The sequence below is a fragment of the Sulfurimonas sp. genome, assembly GCF_014859695.1.
Classification (GTDB): domain Bacteria; phylum Campylobacterota; class Campylobacteria; order Campylobacterales; family Sulfurimonadaceae; genus Sulfurimonas.
Genome location: NZ_JACUTS010000039.1, coordinates 1 through 17,531 on the forward strand (window position 1 = coordinate 1; position 17,531 = coordinate 17,531).

At 34.0% G+C, this 17,531-nt stretch carries 17 protein-coding genes; 13 read left to right on the forward strand and 4 right to left on the reverse strand.

Annotated elements, in window-relative coordinates; translation table 11 throughout:
* Nucleotides 1–114: 114 nt before the first annotated feature.
* On the reverse strand, nucleotides 115–1,374 hold the full coding sequence (locus IBX42_RS07750) for a glycosyl hydrolase (RefSeq protein WP_294931261.1): 1,260 nt from the start codon (nucleotides 1,372–1,374) through the stop codon (nucleotides 115–117).
* Between the two features lie 68 nt (nucleotides 1,375–1,442).
* Between IBX42_RS07750 and IBX42_RS07755 the strand changes: the two genes are divergently transcribed.
* Both IBX42_RS07755 and IBX42_RS07760 read left to right on the forward strand, forming a co-directional pair.
* Nucleotides 1,443–2,177 carry a hypothetical protein gene (locus IBX42_RS07755; RefSeq protein ID WP_294931264.1) on the forward strand — a complete coding sequence of 245 codons (735 nt, stop codon included), beginning with the start codon at nucleotides 1,443–1,445 and terminating at the stop codon, nucleotides 2,175–2,177.
* A complete protein-coding gene (locus IBX42_RS07760) occupies nucleotides 2,167–2,904 on the forward strand; it encodes a glycosyltransferase family 2 protein (RefSeq protein WP_294931267.1) in 738 nt (245 codons plus the stop codon). Before IBX42_RS07755 ends, IBX42_RS07760 begins: the two co-directional genes overlap by 11 nt.
* A 3-nt stretch (nucleotides 2,905–2,907) precedes the next feature.
* On the opposite strand, the gene IBX42_RS07765 is transcribed toward IBX42_RS07760, so the two are convergent.
* From IBX42_RS07765 to waaC, 3 genes are read right to left on the reverse strand one after another with little or no spacing between them, the layout of a single operon-like run.
* Complete coding sequence (locus tag IBX42_RS07765) at nucleotides 2,908–3,999, reverse strand: glycosyltransferase family 4 protein (RefSeq protein ID WP_294931270.1); 1,092 nt, start codon at nucleotides 3,997–3,999, stop codon at nucleotides 2,908–2,910.
* Nucleotides 4,000–4,029: 30 nt separating this feature from the next.
* The gene (locus IBX42_RS07770; protein ID WP_294931273.1) at nucleotides 4,030–5,259 is read right to left on the reverse strand and encodes an O-antigen ligase family protein; all 1,230 of its coding nucleotides are present in this window, start codon (nucleotides 5,257–5,259) and stop codon (nucleotides 4,030–4,032) included.
* Nucleotides 5,256–6,236 carry a lipopolysaccharide heptosyltransferase I gene (gene waaC, locus IBX42_RS07775; protein WP_294931276.1) on the reverse strand — a complete coding sequence of 327 codons (981 nt, stop codon included), beginning with the start codon at nucleotides 6,234–6,236 and terminating at the stop codon, nucleotides 5,256–5,258. Before waaC ends, IBX42_RS07770 begins: the two co-directional genes overlap by 4 nt.
* Nucleotides 6,237–6,336: 100 nt before the next feature.
* On the opposite strand from waaC, the gene IBX42_RS07780 reads away from it, so the two are divergent.
* From IBX42_RS07780 to IBX42_RS07830, 11 genes are read left to right on the forward strand one after another with little or no spacing between them, the layout of a single operon-like run.
* Nucleotides 6,337–8,046, forward strand: a complete 1,710-nt coding sequence (locus IBX42_RS07780) for an ABC transporter transmembrane domain-containing protein (protein WP_294931279.1) — start codon at nucleotides 6,337–6,339, stop codon at nucleotides 8,044–8,046.
* Between the two features lie 16 nt (nucleotides 8,047–8,062).
* Nucleotides 8,063–9,253 carry a UDP-N-acetylglucosamine 4,6-dehydratase gene (locus tag IBX42_RS07785; RefSeq protein WP_294931282.1) on the forward strand — a complete coding sequence of 397 codons (1,191 nt, stop codon included), beginning with the start codon at nucleotides 8,063–8,065 and terminating at the stop codon, nucleotides 9,251–9,253.
* Nucleotides 9,253–10,074, forward strand: coding sequence for a KilA-N domain-containing protein (locus IBX42_RS07790; RefSeq protein WP_294931285.1), 822 nt, complete (start codon nucleotides 9,253–9,255; stop codon nucleotides 10,072–10,074). The genes IBX42_RS07785 and IBX42_RS07790 overlap by 1 nt, the downstream gene beginning before the upstream one ends.
* A 4-nt stretch (nucleotides 10,075–10,078) precedes the next feature.
* Nucleotides 10,079–11,215 carry a LegC family aminotransferase gene (locus IBX42_RS07795; RefSeq protein ID WP_294931288.1) on the forward strand — a complete coding sequence of 379 codons (1,137 nt, stop codon included), beginning with the start codon at nucleotides 10,079–10,081 and terminating at the stop codon, nucleotides 11,213–11,215.
* Nucleotides 11,215–11,787 carry a NeuD/PglB/VioB family sugar acetyltransferase gene (locus tag IBX42_RS07800; RefSeq protein ID WP_365943516.1) on the forward strand — a complete coding sequence of 191 codons (573 nt, stop codon included), beginning with the start codon at nucleotides 11,215–11,217 and terminating at the stop codon, nucleotides 11,785–11,787. The genes IBX42_RS07795 and IBX42_RS07800 overlap by 1 nt, the downstream gene beginning before the upstream one ends.
* The gene (locus IBX42_RS07805) at nucleotides 11,784–12,584 is read left to right on the forward strand and encodes a glycosyltransferase (protein ID WP_294931291.1); all 801 of its coding nucleotides are present in this window, start codon (nucleotides 11,784–11,786) and stop codon (nucleotides 12,582–12,584) included. Before IBX42_RS07800 ends, IBX42_RS07805 begins: the two co-directional genes overlap by 4 nt.
* Before the next feature lie 11 nt (nucleotides 12,585–12,595).
* Nucleotides 12,596–13,657 (forward strand): N-acetylneuraminate synthase family protein, encoded by a 1,062-nt coding sequence (locus IBX42_RS07810; RefSeq protein ID WP_294931294.1) that lies wholly within the window; start codon nucleotides 12,596–12,598, stop codon nucleotides 13,655–13,657.
* Nucleotides 13,658–13,659: 2 nt separating this feature from the next.
* Nucleotides 13,660–14,343, forward strand: coding sequence for an acylneuraminate cytidylyltransferase family protein (locus IBX42_RS07815; RefSeq protein WP_294931297.1), 684 nt, complete (start codon nucleotides 13,660–13,662; stop codon nucleotides 14,341–14,343).
* Nucleotides 14,333–15,373 carry a nucleotidyltransferase family protein gene (locus IBX42_RS07820; protein ID WP_294931300.1) on the forward strand — a complete coding sequence of 347 codons (1,041 nt, stop codon included), beginning with the start codon at nucleotides 14,333–14,335 and terminating at the stop codon, nucleotides 15,371–15,373. The genes IBX42_RS07815 and IBX42_RS07820 overlap by 11 nt, the downstream gene beginning before the upstream one ends.
* On the forward strand, nucleotides 15,370–16,350 hold the full coding sequence (locus IBX42_RS07825; RefSeq protein ID WP_294931303.1) for a polysialyltransferase family glycosyltransferase: 981 nt from the start codon (nucleotides 15,370–15,372) through the stop codon (nucleotides 16,348–16,350). Before IBX42_RS07820 ends, IBX42_RS07825 begins: the two co-directional genes overlap by 4 nt.
* Before the next feature lie 5 nt (nucleotides 16,351–16,355).
* A complete protein-coding gene (locus tag IBX42_RS07830; RefSeq protein ID WP_294931306.1) occupies nucleotides 16,356–17,417 on the forward strand; it encodes a CDP-glycerol glycerophosphotransferase family protein in 1,062 nt (353 codons plus the stop codon).
* Nucleotides 17,418–17,531: the final 114 nt, after the last annotated feature.

The window sequence follows — 17,531 nt, forward strand, 5'->3', positions numbered from 1 at the left end:
AAGAGACGTAGAGTATAACGATTCTGTTTATTTTGGTCTGAAATTTCTGTTTTAGTTTGTTTTAGCGCCATAGGAAGTGACTCCTTTGGCTAAATTTAACTTTTTTATATAAAGTTATACGCTGTCTTTTACATATATATAGAGCGGCGATGAGCCTATGTTTAGCGTTTGGCTCTCTATCCTCTCTCCTTCATGAGAAAAAACCGTGAAAAAATCTTCATTTTTTAGTGTTGTCGGCTTGAGCGACCAGTGGATTTGAAGAAGCACATTGTCCACTAAAAACTGAAGAATATGATACCCACGTTTTATATCAAGCCGTAAAAATTGAGAGTTTTTTAGATTTTGCACCATAAATTTGTATGTTGTATAAGCAGAGCGTTTTTTGATGCCCTCTCTATTGTCAACAAGCCCATAACCTGGAGCTATTAGCTGATGCCACGAAACAGAGTCGACCTGCTGTGAGGCAAGAGCAAGCAGATAGTATCGTAACATGTAGTCGCTATAAAGTTCTTCGCTAACACACTCGTACTCGCTGGTAGGAGCGTACGGTGCAGTGCCGCTAATGGGCCAGTTTGTCTCTGTAATGTGTAGCTTATGATTGCTTTTTGGACTTAGCCAGACCATTGTGCTAAGAAGCGAGATTTTGTCCTGCAAGTTAAAACCCATCTGCATATTTTCAGGCGCGCCACGTCTATCTACATATAAAAGGGATGAGATGCCGTCATACTTGTAGTTGTAAAGATTAAAAAGCGAATGAGCGCTAAAGTGGTACTCAAAGTCTATAACGCCACTTCCTATAAGCTTTACATGAGGAAATTTTGATATTTTTAAATCGTAGGCGACTTTATAAAAACGGCTGTACTCATCAACGCTGAAGAATCCCCATTTTGCTCTGTTGATTGTCGAGCCGATTTCAAAAATATCTACATGTTGATTTAACGAGGCAAAAATTGTCTCCAAATCTTTTTGTAAAAGTGACAAATCTTCTACATGTTCCCTGTCTTGAAGAATTTTGAGCGTTACTTTTTTATCTCTACATGAGAGTATAAACTCTTTTAAAAGCGGGAGTTTTTGTATCTCCCAAAGTTTTATGCGAAGCAAAATCCTTGTCGCGCCGAGTTCTTCTATCATCTCCAAACTCTCTTTTGGATTGCGTTCAAAATCAACACCTATGCAGAAAAACTCATTTGAATCTATCTTTTTTCTTTTGACAAAAGGTGTCATAACAATGGAGAGCGGCAATACAAAAAGCGAAACAAGAAAAGTTTTCAGCAGCGAACCAATCTGCCTTTTTCTCATCTCTCTTTTGTAGTTTTTATCTTGTAATGGATATGGCTGATCGGAGTAGTTATCCCACTTATATGGCTGTTTCATAAGGCGAATTATAGCCTTTTTAAGATAAAATGCACTGAAATAATGATTAATAAGTGATTTGGAGCAGTGTGAAACTAAAATCAATAAGCAAAGATTATATAAAGCTACTTCAAGAGATTAGAATTTACTTTAAAAATTCCAAAAACTCAATTCATAAAGCAAGAAATGAAATCAAAATAATCGATTTTAAAGATAAAAATCTTGTCGTTAAAGCGTTTAAAATACCAAATTTATTTAACAAAATAGTTTATACATTTTTTAGAGATACCAAAGCAAGAAAGTCATATTACAATAGTCTTAAAATTTCAGATTTTGTTCCAAGAGCTATCGGCTATATAGAGTTTAAAAAATTTGGACTTCTGTATGATAGTTATTTTGTCAGTGAAAAATTTGACTATGATTTTTCAATTAGGGAAGTTTTGCTTGATGAAAAATTTGACAATAGAGAAGCTATATTTGCTGAGTTTTCAAAGTTTACATTTGGCTTGCATGAAAAAAGTATTTTACATAAAGACTACTCACCCGGAAATATATTAATTAAGAGAGAAGATAATAGGTATATATTTAAGATTGTTGATATAAACAGAATGGAGTTTAAAGAGCTGGGTATTGATGATAGATTAAAGAATTTTTCACAACTCTGGGCTAATGATAGCGATTTGAAAATCATCATAGATGCCTACTTAGAATTTATGACAGAAGATAGAAGATTTTGCTTGCAAAAAGCTATACACTTTTCCAAAAAGCATAAAAATATAAAAAATTTTAAAAAGCGTTTAAAAGGTAGAAAAGTTGTTGATTGATACTATCTCTGTTGTAATAATGGCAAAAAATGCCCAGGAGACGATTACCGAATGTTTGGATAGTTTGGTTCGTTTTAAAGAGGTGGTTTTATATCTCAATGATTCTAGTGATAACACTGAGAATATTGCCAAAAACTATGAAAATGTTAAAATTATTTATGGGGAATTTATTGGTTTTGGTCCGACAAAAAATAGGGCGGCAACATACTCTTCAAATGATTGGATACTCTCTTTGGATAGTGATGAGATACTAAACGATAAGCTTGTGGATGAAATCTTGCAGCAAGATTTAAACAATAAAAACAACCTCTTTGTTCTCATTAGAGATAACTACTTTTTAGGGCATAAAACTGTAAGTAGGGACCATATTGTCAGATTGTACAACAGAGAAAAAAATTTATTCGACGATAGTCTTGTGCACGAGAAGGTACAAGTGCATGAGTATAATAAAAAAATAGTTTTAAAAAACAGCTTTAAGCACTTAAATATAACAGATATAAATCAGACGCTTTATAAGACAATAAAATATACGGATTTGGCTGCCAAAGATAAGAAAATGTGCTACTTTTCGCTAGTTATAGCAAAGGCATTTTTTGCGTTTTTTCAGACATATATATTGAGATTCTATTTTTTAAACGGTTGGGTTGGGTTTACAGTGGCTGTCTCAAACGCCAACAGAAGGTTCTATAAGTATTTGAAACAGTTTCTAAATTGTCAAAAAAAATAATTTTCAACTCTCTATCAGTGACTCAAAATATTTAATATATTTTTCAACCGTAGTTTTGTGGGACATCTCATTTTCTATCTTCTTTATGCAGTTGTTGGATAACATTTTAAGTTTTTCCGGAGAGTTGTAAAGCTCTCTTACTCTATCCGCTATCGCTTTTGAATCTTTAATGGGAACAATGTATCCGTTATATCCATCATCAATAATCTCCATACTTCCTTCGTTCGCAGATGCGATAACAGGAGTTCCTGAAGCTATTGACTCAAGAACTACGCGAGGCAAGCCTTCCTTGCGTATAGATGGATGAATCAACAAATCGCATGCCGCCAATATTTCCGGTACATCGTGTCTGTATCCTGTGACATGTATCCGTTCCTTCATCCCGCTGTTTTGAATCAAGGACAGGTAAGGTTCCTCAGAAATCTTGCTGCCAATCAGTAAAATATGCAAATCTTTAATATCAGCCAAATCATGAGCTGCTTTTATAGCGTAAATCAGTCCTTTATGCGCTCTGACATTTGCTACAAAAGCGATGTTAAAATTTTTTGTATTTGTGCCAAACTCTTCTAGATTTAAAGGGTGTTGGTTGTACCAGTTTACATCATGACCTTTATGTATTGTTATAATTTTTTTTGATGAGGTTGAGAAAACTTGTTTGGACACATGCCTGTTTATAGCCTCTGAAACACATATGACGCCATTCACTCTAGGATGCAAAATATTTAGATATGAGGTAGGGTCGTGACGGTATAGTCCGCCGGTTGTGCCTCGATATGCAACCAGCTTTGCTTTTGTACCTATACAGGAAAAAGCAGCATTTGGGATAGTTCTTGAGCTAGTTGCATAAACTATATCTATATTCTTATTTTTAATTATTTCTCTAACTTTTTTGATTGTTTTTAAACTTAGTTTTTCTTTATGGGAAGCGTCAACGATCTCTATATTATTCTCAAGATATTTAGAGGTGTATTTGCCGTCTTTACTTGTCATTACAGTTATATTGTGACCTGCTTTTGACAAAGAGATATAGATTTCTGCTTCGGGCCTTAAGCTGTTGAACGAGTTTCCGGTCGGCGTTAATACTAGTATGTTCATAAAGGTTCCTTTGTTTTGCATTTAAAAAAATTAAGCTTCATTTTCTATCCTGTTTTGGGCTATAAAAATTCCGGTAAATAGAGCAAGAAGAGCAGCTGAAAACTGCTCATGGAACATGGTTTCTACTAAGCTTGAAACAGAGTACACACTCACGAAAATAATCATTAAATTAAAATAGTATCTATCCTCAATTTTTAATTTTAAGATGCTATAAAAAATCATTAGATATAAAAATAGTCCTATTACTCCCAAATGCACAGCACTTTGTACATAAATATTGTGGTAGCTTGGCAGATGAGAAATACAATTCTTATCTGGATGAGACTCTTTAACACGATTTCTCATCTCATCCATACTTTTAATAACTCCAGAGCCAATTATTGGGTTGTCCAAAAATATTTCACTACCAACAATCCACAATCCAAGTCTTGAGCCAAATGAACCGCAGAATGTTCCTTCGTTAGTAATTTTTTCTGCTTCAGTAACAGAGGCATCAAATCTTGTTTTAAAAACAGGACTGACATGATAAGCAGTATAAAATATTGATACAACCAAAGCCAACATACTAAAAAATGCTAAAAGTTTATTTTTTATATTTAAAAATCCAACAACAAATATAGATACGGCAAATGCAAGATGTCCTGTTCTGCCACCATTTAAAAATAGATTTGATGTAACAAGCAAAAAGTACAGAAAATAAAGAATTTTCCATTTTAACTGCTCTTCATAAAAAAATCTGTTGAGAAGTAGGAGAGATGTAAATGTTAAAAACATAGAGTACTGAAGATGATTCATAAACGGAGTCGGATCGATGGGGCTTCCATGCTTCCACTGAATAAGTTCGAAAAATATGCTGTACGAGAGACCTTCACTTATAAGCATACCGGCTAAAAAAGCAGAGATTGCGTATTCAATAAACTTTTTTTGGACTGTTGTGGCAATGACTAAAATAACTAAAAAATACCAATACTTTCTAATGTATGCTAAGCCGTTGGCAGCATCGTCAGACCAAAAAAGAGATAGTAAACTAAAACCTACAAAAGCAAAGAAATACAAGATGACATTATTTGATTTGATAAACTCTATTTTTTTGTTAAAGTTACCAGAAAATAGCCATAAAACAAATAGCAAAGCTGAGAGTATCGATATGGCACCTCTTGAAATCGGGAGTAAAAAAGCGTATAGAACAAAGCTATAGTTTATGTAGTTACTTATGGTTATGTTTTTAAACTCGATTATTTTATGCAAGTATGTGTTCACGGCAAAAGTTTCTTTGCAATTTTTACAATTTCGTCTGCTTCTATCTCGCAAATAGAAAAGTCGTTTTTGTTCAGTTTGTAGTGGTTTACTTCACTTTTTGATTTAATGACTCTGTTTATAGGTGTTACATAGACTCGGTTTGTCGGAGTCGGACCGAAAATGGTGATGGACGGTATGTTTAGTCCCCATGCCATGTGAGTAGGTCCCGTATCGTTTCCTATAAGCAGAGAACATTTTGATATAACATACTTTAACTCATCCAAAGAGCCGCGAGAAAGTATATGTAAAAACTCAGACTGCTCCTGCATCCAGAGTGCTTTTTGATGCTCATCTTCGCTTCCCCAAACTATGTAAGTTTCTGTTTTTAAAGCTTCGGCAATCTCTACAAACTTCTCTTTTGGGTAGTTTCTGCTCTCCCATGTAGAGCCAATGACAAAGAGGTTGAAAACATCAAGAAGATTTTTTACATGTGAAGCTGAAAATAAAAACTTCTCTTTATTTGTGATTTTTTTGTTTGTAACTTCTACTCCGAGCGGCTCACAGATGACGGTCGCATTTCTGTCAATCGTGTTTGCGTCATACGCAATATGGACTTTTTTGTTGTAAAAAAGAGATGCAATACCCTCTCGAATTGACTCTTTATCAAATCCTGCAATAGTTTTTGCCCCTATGATTCTAGAGACAATAGCCGACTTTAAAAGTCCTTGAGCATCGATGACAATATCGTAGTTGTTTTTTGAGTAGCTTTTTAAAATTTTGTATTGATTGAAAATCTCACTTTTTTTCTTTTTTATGGACTTCAGATTTATGGGCAGGATATTATCTATATGCGGATTGTTCTCTAACACACCCTTAAATCCACTCTCAACCACCCAGTCTATTTGAGCATCGGGGATCTCTTTTTTTATAAATTGCAAGGCTACCATCGCGTGAATGATGTCCCCCATGGCTGATAGTTTTACGATACATATTTTCATAAACGAATTCTACATAACTATTGATGAAAACAAGATAATATTCAAGATGTTTTTCTTTTTTGGATAAAATACGCCAGAAAATAAAGACTGGAAATAATTATTGAGAAAAATTTTTAAACGCTATCTGCCATATCTAAAAGATTATAAACTGCAATATTTTTTAGTTTTTATCGGGATACTCCTGACGGTCAGTGCCACTGCTGCAACGGCGCATATTATGAAGCCTTTGATGGATGAGATGTTTATTGCCAAAAAAGAGGAGATGCTTTATCTAATCCCTTTTGGCTTGATTGGAATATATCTATTTAAGGCAATAGGCAGATATGTCCAGACTGTTTACATGAACTATATCGGTCAACATGTAATCACAAGATTTCGTGAGATGTTGCTTGATAAAATGATAAATCTAGACATGAGTTTTTTATATTTAAATCGCAGCGGCGAACTTATATCTAGGGTCACAAGCGATATAGACCGTATTCGATATTTTGTGTCAAAAATGCTTCCAGATCTTTTGAGTGAAAGTCTGACTGTCATCGCCCTTGTAGGGTACACTATTTACTTAAATCCGCTTTTGGCTTTTTACTCCCTGGTTGTTCTCCCGGTTATTGTCTATCCAATTATTTTAATAGCTAAAAAACTTAAAAAGTACTCTCGCCGTTCACAAGAGAAAAATGCCGACGTTGTCACAAGGCTCACAGAAGTCTTTAACAATAGTGAAATCATAAAAGCAAATGCAACTGGGAAGTTTGAAATGGAGCGCTTTGGCGTTCAAAATTGGCAGTTTTTTAAGATAAATATGAAGTCGGTTTATGTCGGAACAATAGTTTCACCTATGATGGAGATTGTTGGAGCCATAGGACTTGCAGCTGTTATTTTTGTCGGCGGAAAAGAAGTTTACAATAACAACATGACAGTCGGCGAATTTACTGCTTTTTTAACTGCAGTAGGACTGGTCTTTCAGCCTATACGCCGTATAGGGTCAATTTACTCAAATATACAAGATGCACTAGCCGCAAGTGAGAGAGTTTTTGAGCTGCTTGATAGAGAAAATAAAATAGTAGACGGACCAAAAGTTTTAGAAGATGATATCACGCATGTAGAGTTCAGGCATGTAAAACTAAAGTATGATGACTTTTACGCTTTGGATGATGTAAGTGTCGAGATAAAACAGGGCGAAAATATAGCGCTCGTCGGAGACAGCGGAGGCGGGAAAAGTACATTCATAAACATGCTTTTGCGTTTTTATGACCCCGATAGCGGCGAAGTTTTAGTAAACGGTACAAACATAAGAGAGTTTACGCAAGATTCACTCAAACACCACATCTCGCTTGTAACGCAGAGAATCTATATCTTCCAAGATACCCTTGCAGCTAACGTTGCTTATGGGCAAGAGGTTGACGAAACAAGAGTCATAGAAGCTCTGAAACTTGCGGATGCTTATGATTTTGTAACTTCTTTGGAGAACGGGATACACACAAAAATGGAGGAGTACGGCTCAAATCTCTCGGGCGGACAGAGACAAAGAGTGGCAATTGCAAGAGCCATCTACAAACACTCCTCGGTTATTATTTTCGATGAAGCAACATCGGCTTTGGATAACGAGAGTGAAAAAAGAATCCAGATCGCTCTTGATGAGTACACAAAAGATAAAATCACGATAACAATCGCACATAGATTGGGCACGATTAAAAATGCAGATAAGATTTTAGTTATGCAAAAAGGCAAAATTATAGCAAGCGGAAAACATAGTGAACTCTTAGAGAGTTGTGAAGTTTATCAGAGATTGGCAGGACAGTTTGAAGAGTAGAGAGGAATTTGGGCAGATGAATAAAACATTAAAACTAATAGGCAGAGAAAAAGAGCTTTTTTTAGATGATATACAAAAGCACGAAAACAAGCTTTCCGACATTGTGTCAAACTCTTCATTTTTAGTTATCGGAGGAGCCGGTTCTATCGGTCAAGCTGTTACAAAAGAGATATTTAAACGCCATCCTAAAAAACTGCATGTGGTTGATATTTCCGAAAACAACATGGTTGAACTTGTCCGTGACATAAGAAGCAGTTTTGGTTATATAAACGGTGATTTTCAAACGTTTGCACTTGATGTCGGTTCAGTTGAGTACGATGCCTTTATAAAAGCTGACGGCAAGTATGACTATGTTTTGAACCTATCTGCTCTTAAACATGTAAGAAGTGAAAAAGACCCTTTTACTCTTATGCGCATGTGTGATGTAAATATTTTCAACACCGATAAAACACTTGCACAATCAATTGAAAACGGAGTTAAAAAATACTTCTGCGTAAGCACGGACAAAGCGGCAAACCCTGTAAATATGATGGGAGCGAGCAAACGTATTATGGAGATGTTTGTTATGCGTAAGTCAAAACAAATCAATGTCTCAATGGCTAGATTTGCGAATGTTGCTTTTAGCGACGGGAGTCTTCTTCATGGATTTAACCAACGCCTAGAAAAAAATCAGCCCATCGTAGCACCAAACGATATAAAAAGATACTTTGTAACTCCGCAAGAGAGTGGTGAACTTTGTTTGATGAGTTGTATATTTGGAGAGAATCGTGATATATTTTTTCCAAAACTAAGTGAAGATTTGCATCTGATAACTTTTGCGGATATTGCAGTCAAGTATCTCAAAGAAAAAGGGTATGAGCCATATCTTTGCAGAGATGAAGATGAAGCAAGAGAGCTCTCAAAAACTTTGCCTGCAGAAGGAAAATGGCCTTGCCTTTTCACTGCAAGCGACACAACCGGAGAGAAAGATTTTGAGGAGTTTTTTACCGATAAAGAGACGCTTGATATGAATAGATTTGAGAACTTGGGCATTATAAAAAATGAAGCAATCTTTGATGAAGAACTTTTAAATGAGTTTAGAGATAAAATAAGCAGCATGAAAACAAACAGAGAGTGGACCAAAGAGCAGATAGTTGAGCTGTTTTTTAAAATGATTCCTGATTTTGGGCATAAAGAGACGGGTAAATATCTTGATGGGAAGATGTAATGAAAAATAAACTTATGGTTCAAGAAGCTTTAATCTCTATTCGCCAACATGAAAAAGAGGACTTCATTTCTCTTACCGATATAGCAAGATATAAAGATAGTGATAGAAGTGATTATATTCTTCAAAATTGGATGAGAAACAGAGAAACCATTGAATTTTTAGGATTATGGGAGAAGATTAATAATGACAATTTTAATTCCATCGAATTCGATGGAATTAAAAATAAATCAGGGATAAATAGTTTTATTCTTACTCCAAAACAATGGATAAACAGTACAAATGCTATTGGTATCATAAGTAAAACTGGCAGATATGGCGGTACATTTGCACATAAAGATGTAGCTTTTGAGTTTGCTAGTTGGATAAGTGCAGAGTTCAAACTATTTCTTATAAAAGAGTTTCAAAGACTTAAAAATGAAGAGATAGAAAACAAATCATTAGAGTGGGATTTGAGCAGAAGCCTTTCTAGAATAAATTATAAAATCCATACTGATGCCATAAAAGAACATCTCATGCCAACTATACTATCAAAACCAAAGAATAGTTTTGTGTATGCAAATGAAGCCGATGTTTTAAATATGGCATTATTTAGTATGACAGCCAAAGAGTGGCGAGAAGAGAATAGTGATAAAGAAGGAAATATAAGGGATTATGCAAGCGTAGAACAATTAATAATTTTGTCAAATATGGAAAGTGTAAATGCTGAATTAATCAAACAAGGCATGTCACAATCCGATAGACTAATTGTATTAAATAGCATGGCAATATCTCAGATGAAATCATTATTAAATAATCCATCAGTAAAAAAGATAGGAAAATAAAAAGATGCAAAAAATTGTAGATTTTATTCAAAATACCTTTAAAACTAAAGAGTTTATTCCACTGCATGAACCCAGATTTGTCGGAAATGAAAAACTATATCTAAATGAGTGCATTGACAGCACTTTCGTCTCTTCCGTCGGCAAGTTTGTAGATGAATTTGAGAAGAAAATTGCAGAATTCACAGGAGCGAAGTATGCAGTTGCGACCACAAACGGAACTTCTGCACTTCACATATCGCTTCTTTTGGCGGGAGTTGAGAGAGATGATGAAGTTATAACCCAGCCGCTGACATTTATAGCTACTTGCAATGCCATAGACTATACGGGAGCAACTTCGGTTTTTGTGGATGTCGATTTAGACACTATGGGTTTGAGCCCAAAATCGCTCAAAGAGTTTTTAAGTGCAAATTGTGAAATAGTAAATAGCAGATGTAGAAATAAAACCAGCGGTAAAACCATAAAAGCTTGTGTCCCGATGCACACTTTTGGTCATCCATGCAGAATCGATGAGATAAAAGAGATTTGTGACGCTTGGCATATAGCACTGGTTGAAGATGCAGCCGAGAGTTTGGGAAGCTACTATAAAGAGAGACATACCGGAACTTTTGGACTCTTGGGAGCAATCAGCTTTAACGGAAATAAAATCATCACTTCTGGTGGCGGCGGATGCATAATCACAAATGATGAAACTTTGGCAAAAAAAGCAAAACACATCACGACAACCGCCAAAATTCCTCACAGATGGGAATACTCTCACGATATGGTAGGCTACAACTACAGACTTCCAAATATAAATGCAGCGCTCTTGGTAGCACAACTCGAACAGCTTGAGAATTTTTTGCAAAACAAAAGAGTTTTAGCAGATGAGTATAAAGAATTTTTCAAAAATCAAAATGTAGAGTTTGTAACGGAACCAAATGGTAGCAGATCAAACTATTGGCTCAATGCAATTATTTTAAAAGACAAACAAGAAAGAGACCAATTTTTGGAGTTTTCAAACAACAACGGCGTTATGACAAGACCTATCTGGACGCTTATGAACAGACTTGAGATGTTCAAAGAGTGCCAATGCGGTGATTTGACAAATGCAACTTATCTTGAAGAGAGAGTTGTAAATATTCCTAGCAGCGTGAGAATATAATGGAGAGGATTATTCTAATCGGCGGCGGCGGGCATTGCAGAGCTGTTATAGATGTAATCGAGATGCAAAACAGATACGAGATAGTAGGTATTGTAGATAAAAAAGAGCTGCTCGGGCAGGATGTTTTAGGATATAAAATCATCGGCAGTGATGATGATCTAGAAGCTCTATTTACTACATGTAAAAATGCGGCGATAACAGTTGGACAAATCAAATCAAATGAGGCTAGAGTTAGAGTGTTTGATAAATTAAAAAAAATAGGCTTCAATCTGCCCACTATCATCTCTCCTCTTGCCTATGTCTCAAAACATGCACATGTTGATGAAGGTACAATTGTTATGCATCATGCCCTAGTAAATTCAAATGCAAAAGTGGGTAAAAATTGTATCATTAACACAAAAGCCCTGATTGAACATGATGTTGTTGTAGAGGATAACTGTCATATCTCAACCGGTGCTGTTGTAAACGGCGGTGTTGTTGTCAAAAAAGATACCTTCTACGGAAGCAACGCGACTTCAAAAGAGTATGTTGAAGTAAGCGGATTTATAAAAGCCGGGAGTGTTGTAAAATGAACACAGCCTTTTTAACAACAATATTCCCAATGAATGAGCAGTATTTATATGATTTTTTTAATTCTTTAGAGAATCAAACATATAAATACTTTGATGTAATTGTTGTCAACGATGGATATAAAGATTTTGAGAAAATCAAAACAGCTTATAATCAAACATTGAATATAATCGAACTCCACTATTCTAATACTCCTGCTAAAAATAGAGAGTATGGAATAAACTACTGCATAGATAATGGGTATGATATTTTGATTTTTGGTGATAGTGATGATTATTTTGAAAAAAATCGCGTCGAAAAATCACTTGAGTTTTTGAAAGAGTGTGATATTGTGGTTAATGATTTAACTCTTTTTGATGAAAGTGGTGTTTATGAAGAGAAATATTTATCACATAGACTTGAAAATTTAGAAGTAGTTGATTTTGAATTTATAAAAGATAAAAATATTTTTGGTCTTTCAAATACAGCTATAAAGCTTAAGGGTATGCGAAAAATAGCAATCCCAGATGATTTGATAGCGGTTGATTGGTATCTTTTTTCAATGCTCTTAATCGAAGGCAAAAAAGCAGTTTTTACAAATGAGACGATAAGTTATTATAGACAACATCAACAAAACACTGTTGGACTTAAAAAGCTTGATAAAGCATCTTTTGAAAAAGGTGTAGAAGTCAAACAAAAACACTATAAAGATTTGAATGATAAAAGTAATCAATTTTCACTAGAGCTAAAAAGATTATCTAACATTAAATTTGATGATATGAAAAGTATAAACAATCCTCTTTGGTGGGAGTTAATATAAGGATGGAAAATATGAAAATACAATTAACAAGTAAAAAAGAGGTTTTTAACTACTGTAAACCGTATGTGATAGCTGAGTTAGGCGCAAATCATAATGGTGACATGGAACTAGCCAAAAAACTTATAGTGCAAGCTAAAGAAGCCGGTGCGGACTGTGTAAAATTTCAAAGCTGGAGTAAAAACACGATATTTGCAAGAAAAAAGTACGAAGATAATTACTTTATAGCCGATGACTATAGAGATAGAACGGATTATACTCTTGAAGAGATAGTTGATGATTATTCTATTTCAGAAGATGAACTGCTTGAGATGAAGAAATTTGCAGATGAATTAGAAATAGATTGTACTTCGACACCTTTCAGTAAAGAAGAAGCTGATTTTTTGGTAGACAAGCTTGAAAGCCCTTTTATCAAAGTGGCTTCAATGGATTTGAATAATTACCCATTTCTGGAATATCTTGCAAAAAAAAGCAAGCCTATTGTTATCTCGACTGGACTTAGTGAACTGTACGAGATAGACAAAGCTGTCAAGACGATAGAAAACGCAGGGAACAGTCAAATAGTGATTTTGCACTGTGTATCTACTTATCCGCCTGTAGATAGCGATGTGCATTTAAACAATATCAAAACACTTATGACAACTTACCCAGAGTATCCTATAGGGTTTTCTGACCATACTTTAGGTGCAGCAATACCATTGGCTTCTGTGGCGCTAGGTGCTTGTTTGATAGAAAAGCATTTCACACTTGATAAAAACATGGAGGGATGGGATCATAAAGTATCTGCGACAAAAGATGAGATGCAAGAGATTGTTGAAAATGCGAAAAGAGTATCAGAAGCTCTAGGCTCATTTAGAATAACAGCAACAGAGAGTGATGAAAAGAAAAGAGAATTTAGAAGAAGTATAGTGCTTACAAGAGAGATGAAAAAAGGTGAAGTTATAAGCTATGAAGATATAGACTATAAAAGACCCGGTGGAGCATTTGACCCTGATATGACAGAGTTTGTAGTGGGAAGAACTGTTAATAAAGATTTGAAATTTGACCATATTTTGACAAAAGAGGATATTGTTTAATTATGATAGCAATAGTTCCAGCAAGAGGTGGTTCTAAAGGTTTGCCGGGTAAAAATATTAAAAATTTACTTGGTAAACCAATGATAGTTTATACCATAGAAGAAGCATTGAAGTCTAAATACATTACGGAAGTCATCATCTCGACTGATTGTAAAGAGATTGAAGAAGTGGCTATAAGCTATGGAGCTAAAAGCCCATTTTTGCGACCTGAGTATTTAGCTAGCGATAACGCAAAAGCAATTGATAATTACATCTATACAATTGATAGACTAAATAGCGAGTTCAATTATAATATAGAGGATTTTGTAGTTTTACAGCCCACTTCGCCTCTTCGAACCATAGAAGATATAGATGGGGCCATAGAGCTTTTTAGACAAAAAGATGCACAAAGCGTTATTGGCTATACGGAAGAACACCATCCTATAGAATGGCATAAATATATTACAGAAGATGGGAAGTTTGAAAAAATATTTGAAGAAAAACTTTTAAATCGTCAAGAGATAAAAAAGAGTTATTATCCAAATGGAGCGGTGTTCGTTTTTGATTATGAGTTGATAAAGCAAGGGAAATATTATAGTGATAATTCTTATGCTTATATAATGCCAAGATTTCGCTCTGTGGATGTAGATACTATGGAAGATTTTAAATATATAGAGTTTTTGATGAGAGGAAATAATGAAAAATAGATTAGTACTCAACAACCAAACCAAGTTTAATGACGCTATTCGTTTACTAGATTTGAATGGTAATGGGGTATTACCTGTGGTAGATGAAGATGAAAAACTACTTGGTCTTATTACCGATGGGGATATTAGAAAAGCAATCTTAAATAATAATCTAGATTTAGAGCACATTATTAATAAAAATCCATATAAACTGAGCATAGATACATCAAAAAGCCAAATAATTACTTATTTAAAAAAAATTCACAGAAGACATGTTCCGCTCGTAGATAATGAAAATAAGTTTATAAAAATATTTACACTCGATGAGATAGATTTTAATCTCAAGCCAAATTGGGTAGTGATAATGGCAGGGGGTTTAGGCACAAGACTCGGAGAACTCACTAAAGATACCCCAAAACCTATGTTAAAAGTCGGTGCTAAACCTATGGTAGAGCATATTATAGACATGTTTGTCTCTCATGGATTTACAAAGTTTATGCTTAGCGTAAACTATAAAGCAGAAGTGGTAAAAGAGTATTTTGAAGATGGCAGTAAGTTTGGAATAGAGATAAAATATCTTGAAGAGAAAAAAAGATTGGGCACAGGAGGGGCTTTGAGTTTGATAGACGTAGAACTTGATGCGCCGTTTTTTGTAACAAATGGCGATGTGCTTTCTTCGCTAGACTATGAAAAACTTTTGGAGTATCACAAAGAGCAACAAGCAACAGCTACTATGTGTATAAGAAAAGATAACTACCAAATACCATATGGCGTGATAGAAACAGATATTGAAAACAACATTATAACCATGAAAGAAAAACCTATAAAAGAGTTTTTTATCAATACGGGGATATATGTGTTGAATCCGGAAGTGCTAAACTTTGTTCCAAAAGATGAATTTTTTGATCTGCCTAGTTTGTTTGATATTTTAAAAGATAAAAATAAAACTACAAAAGGTTTTGAAATTACGGATTACTGGATAGATATGGGTAAAAAAGAAGATTATGTAAAAATAAATAATGATTTTAAAGCAGAAGGCAAAAAGATATGAAAAACTTATTTATTATTGGGACGCCACTTCAATTAATAAATGCCATTGAAGCAATAAATAATTTTAAATTAGAAAATAATATATTAATTATAGTTCATAGATCATTAGAGGCAAATAGAACTCAGTTGGACAAGATTAGAAATTTGTATGAGTGGGAAGAGATAATTGATATAGAGTATAGTAAGCATTCAAGCTTGTTAAAATATATTGATTTAGTTAAACACTTAAAGATGTATGCATATAAATATATTTTTTTCCCCAAGTTAGAAGTTATACCAAAAATAGTTATAGCGAATGTTAAAAAAGAAAAAGTTTTTTTGTTGGACGATGGAACAATGACTATTATGATTTATGAAAACAATATTAAAACCAATAAGTTAAATGAATATAATTTTAAAGAAATTAGATTTTTGTTTTTTGGTTTAAAAATAAAGATAAGAGATAAGATTAATTTATTTACATATTTTGATTTGCCTTCTGTTAATGGGATAGAAGTTATAAAAAATAATTTATTATATTTGAAAGATGATGTTAAAAATGGAAAAAAAGATGACGATACTATATTTTTTTTAGGTCAGCCACTAACAAACATCATTGATGACGCAACTTATCGTAATAGTTTGGAAAGTATAATAAAAAAACATAACAAAAAGCTGATTTATATTCCGCACCGTGGAGAAACAAAAGAGAAAATTGATTATTTATCTAAGCTTGATAATCCATATTTTTCTGTTAAAGATATTGGCATGCCTGCTGAGCTATTCTTTTTAAATAATAATATATATCCAACGCATGTTATGTCCTACTACTCAACAGCATTGACTACTCTAGATATGATATATGACGATTGCATTATTAACTATATTAAAGTGCCTGAAAATAGCAAAAGTAAAGCCGCCTTTGATAGAAATTTAAGGAAATATTATGAAGTTTTTGGTAGTGATAAAATTTTAACTCTTCAAGATTTAGGTATGTAATTACAATGACTAAAACCCAGAAAAAAAGATACCTGTTTTTTGTATCCCAAGACTACAGCTTTGCCGTATTGAGACCGCTTCAGCAGAAGATATTGATGCAAGGTGATGAGGCAAAATGGTTTATGTACGGGGATGAGATAAATACGGATTGTTTACGTGCAGATGAAGTCAGATTGTTTAGTATCGAAGAAGTTATTGACTATCGACCAGATGCAGTTTTTGTTCCTGGAAATGTGGTTCCGTCATTTATTCCTGGGCTAAAAGTTGAGATTTTTCACGGTTTGCCGAGCGCAAAAGTAAAAAAGAACGGGCAGTTGTATCACTATATTATCAGGGGAATGTTTGACCTATACTGCACACAAGGTCCAAGTTCGACTCAGAAGTTTCAAGAGCTTGCAAAACAGCATGGGTTTTTTAATGTAGAAGAGACCGGCTGGTGTAAACTTGACCCTCTGTTTCCGCTTGAAAAAAGAGATGAGAACTCAAAACAAAAGTCAATCTTTTTTGCTTCAACATTTAGTCCTAGATTTTCAAAAGCAAAAATTTTATATCCTCTTATTCTTGATATGATGAAAAAATATGATTTTAATTGGTATATTACTTTGCATCCAAAAATGAATTCAAGTATCGTAGAACTCTACAAATCGATAGATTTGCCAAATGTGCAATTTGTTGAGTCAACTGAATTGATTGAAAGTTTTAAGAAATCTGACTTAATGCTGTGTGACACATCTTCAATTATATATGAATATTTAACCCAGCTAAAACCTGTTATAACCTTTCAAACAGAAAAAGATGCTCCGGAATTGATAAACGTAGAAGATATTGACAAGCTCGAAGAAACAATTTTGTCAGTCTTGTATAATTTAGATATAAACAGAGAAAATATAGAAAAAAGCGTAATGCAGTTTCACCCATATATAGACGGCAAATCAAGTGACAGAGTGCTTAAAGCCGTTGAGAAGATGTTAGAAGGCGAAAACATTCCTAAGAAAAAAAAGCCGCTTAATCTGCTTAGAAACTTTAGGCTAAGAAAAGAGCTCGATTATTGGAAATGGAAGATTTAGAACTTTAATAATATAAATTTATCATTATTTCAACACTTTTTAGAGATAATCACCACAATTATAAAATATAAACAAGCTACATAAGGACAAATATGCTAGATTTTGCAAAATTTA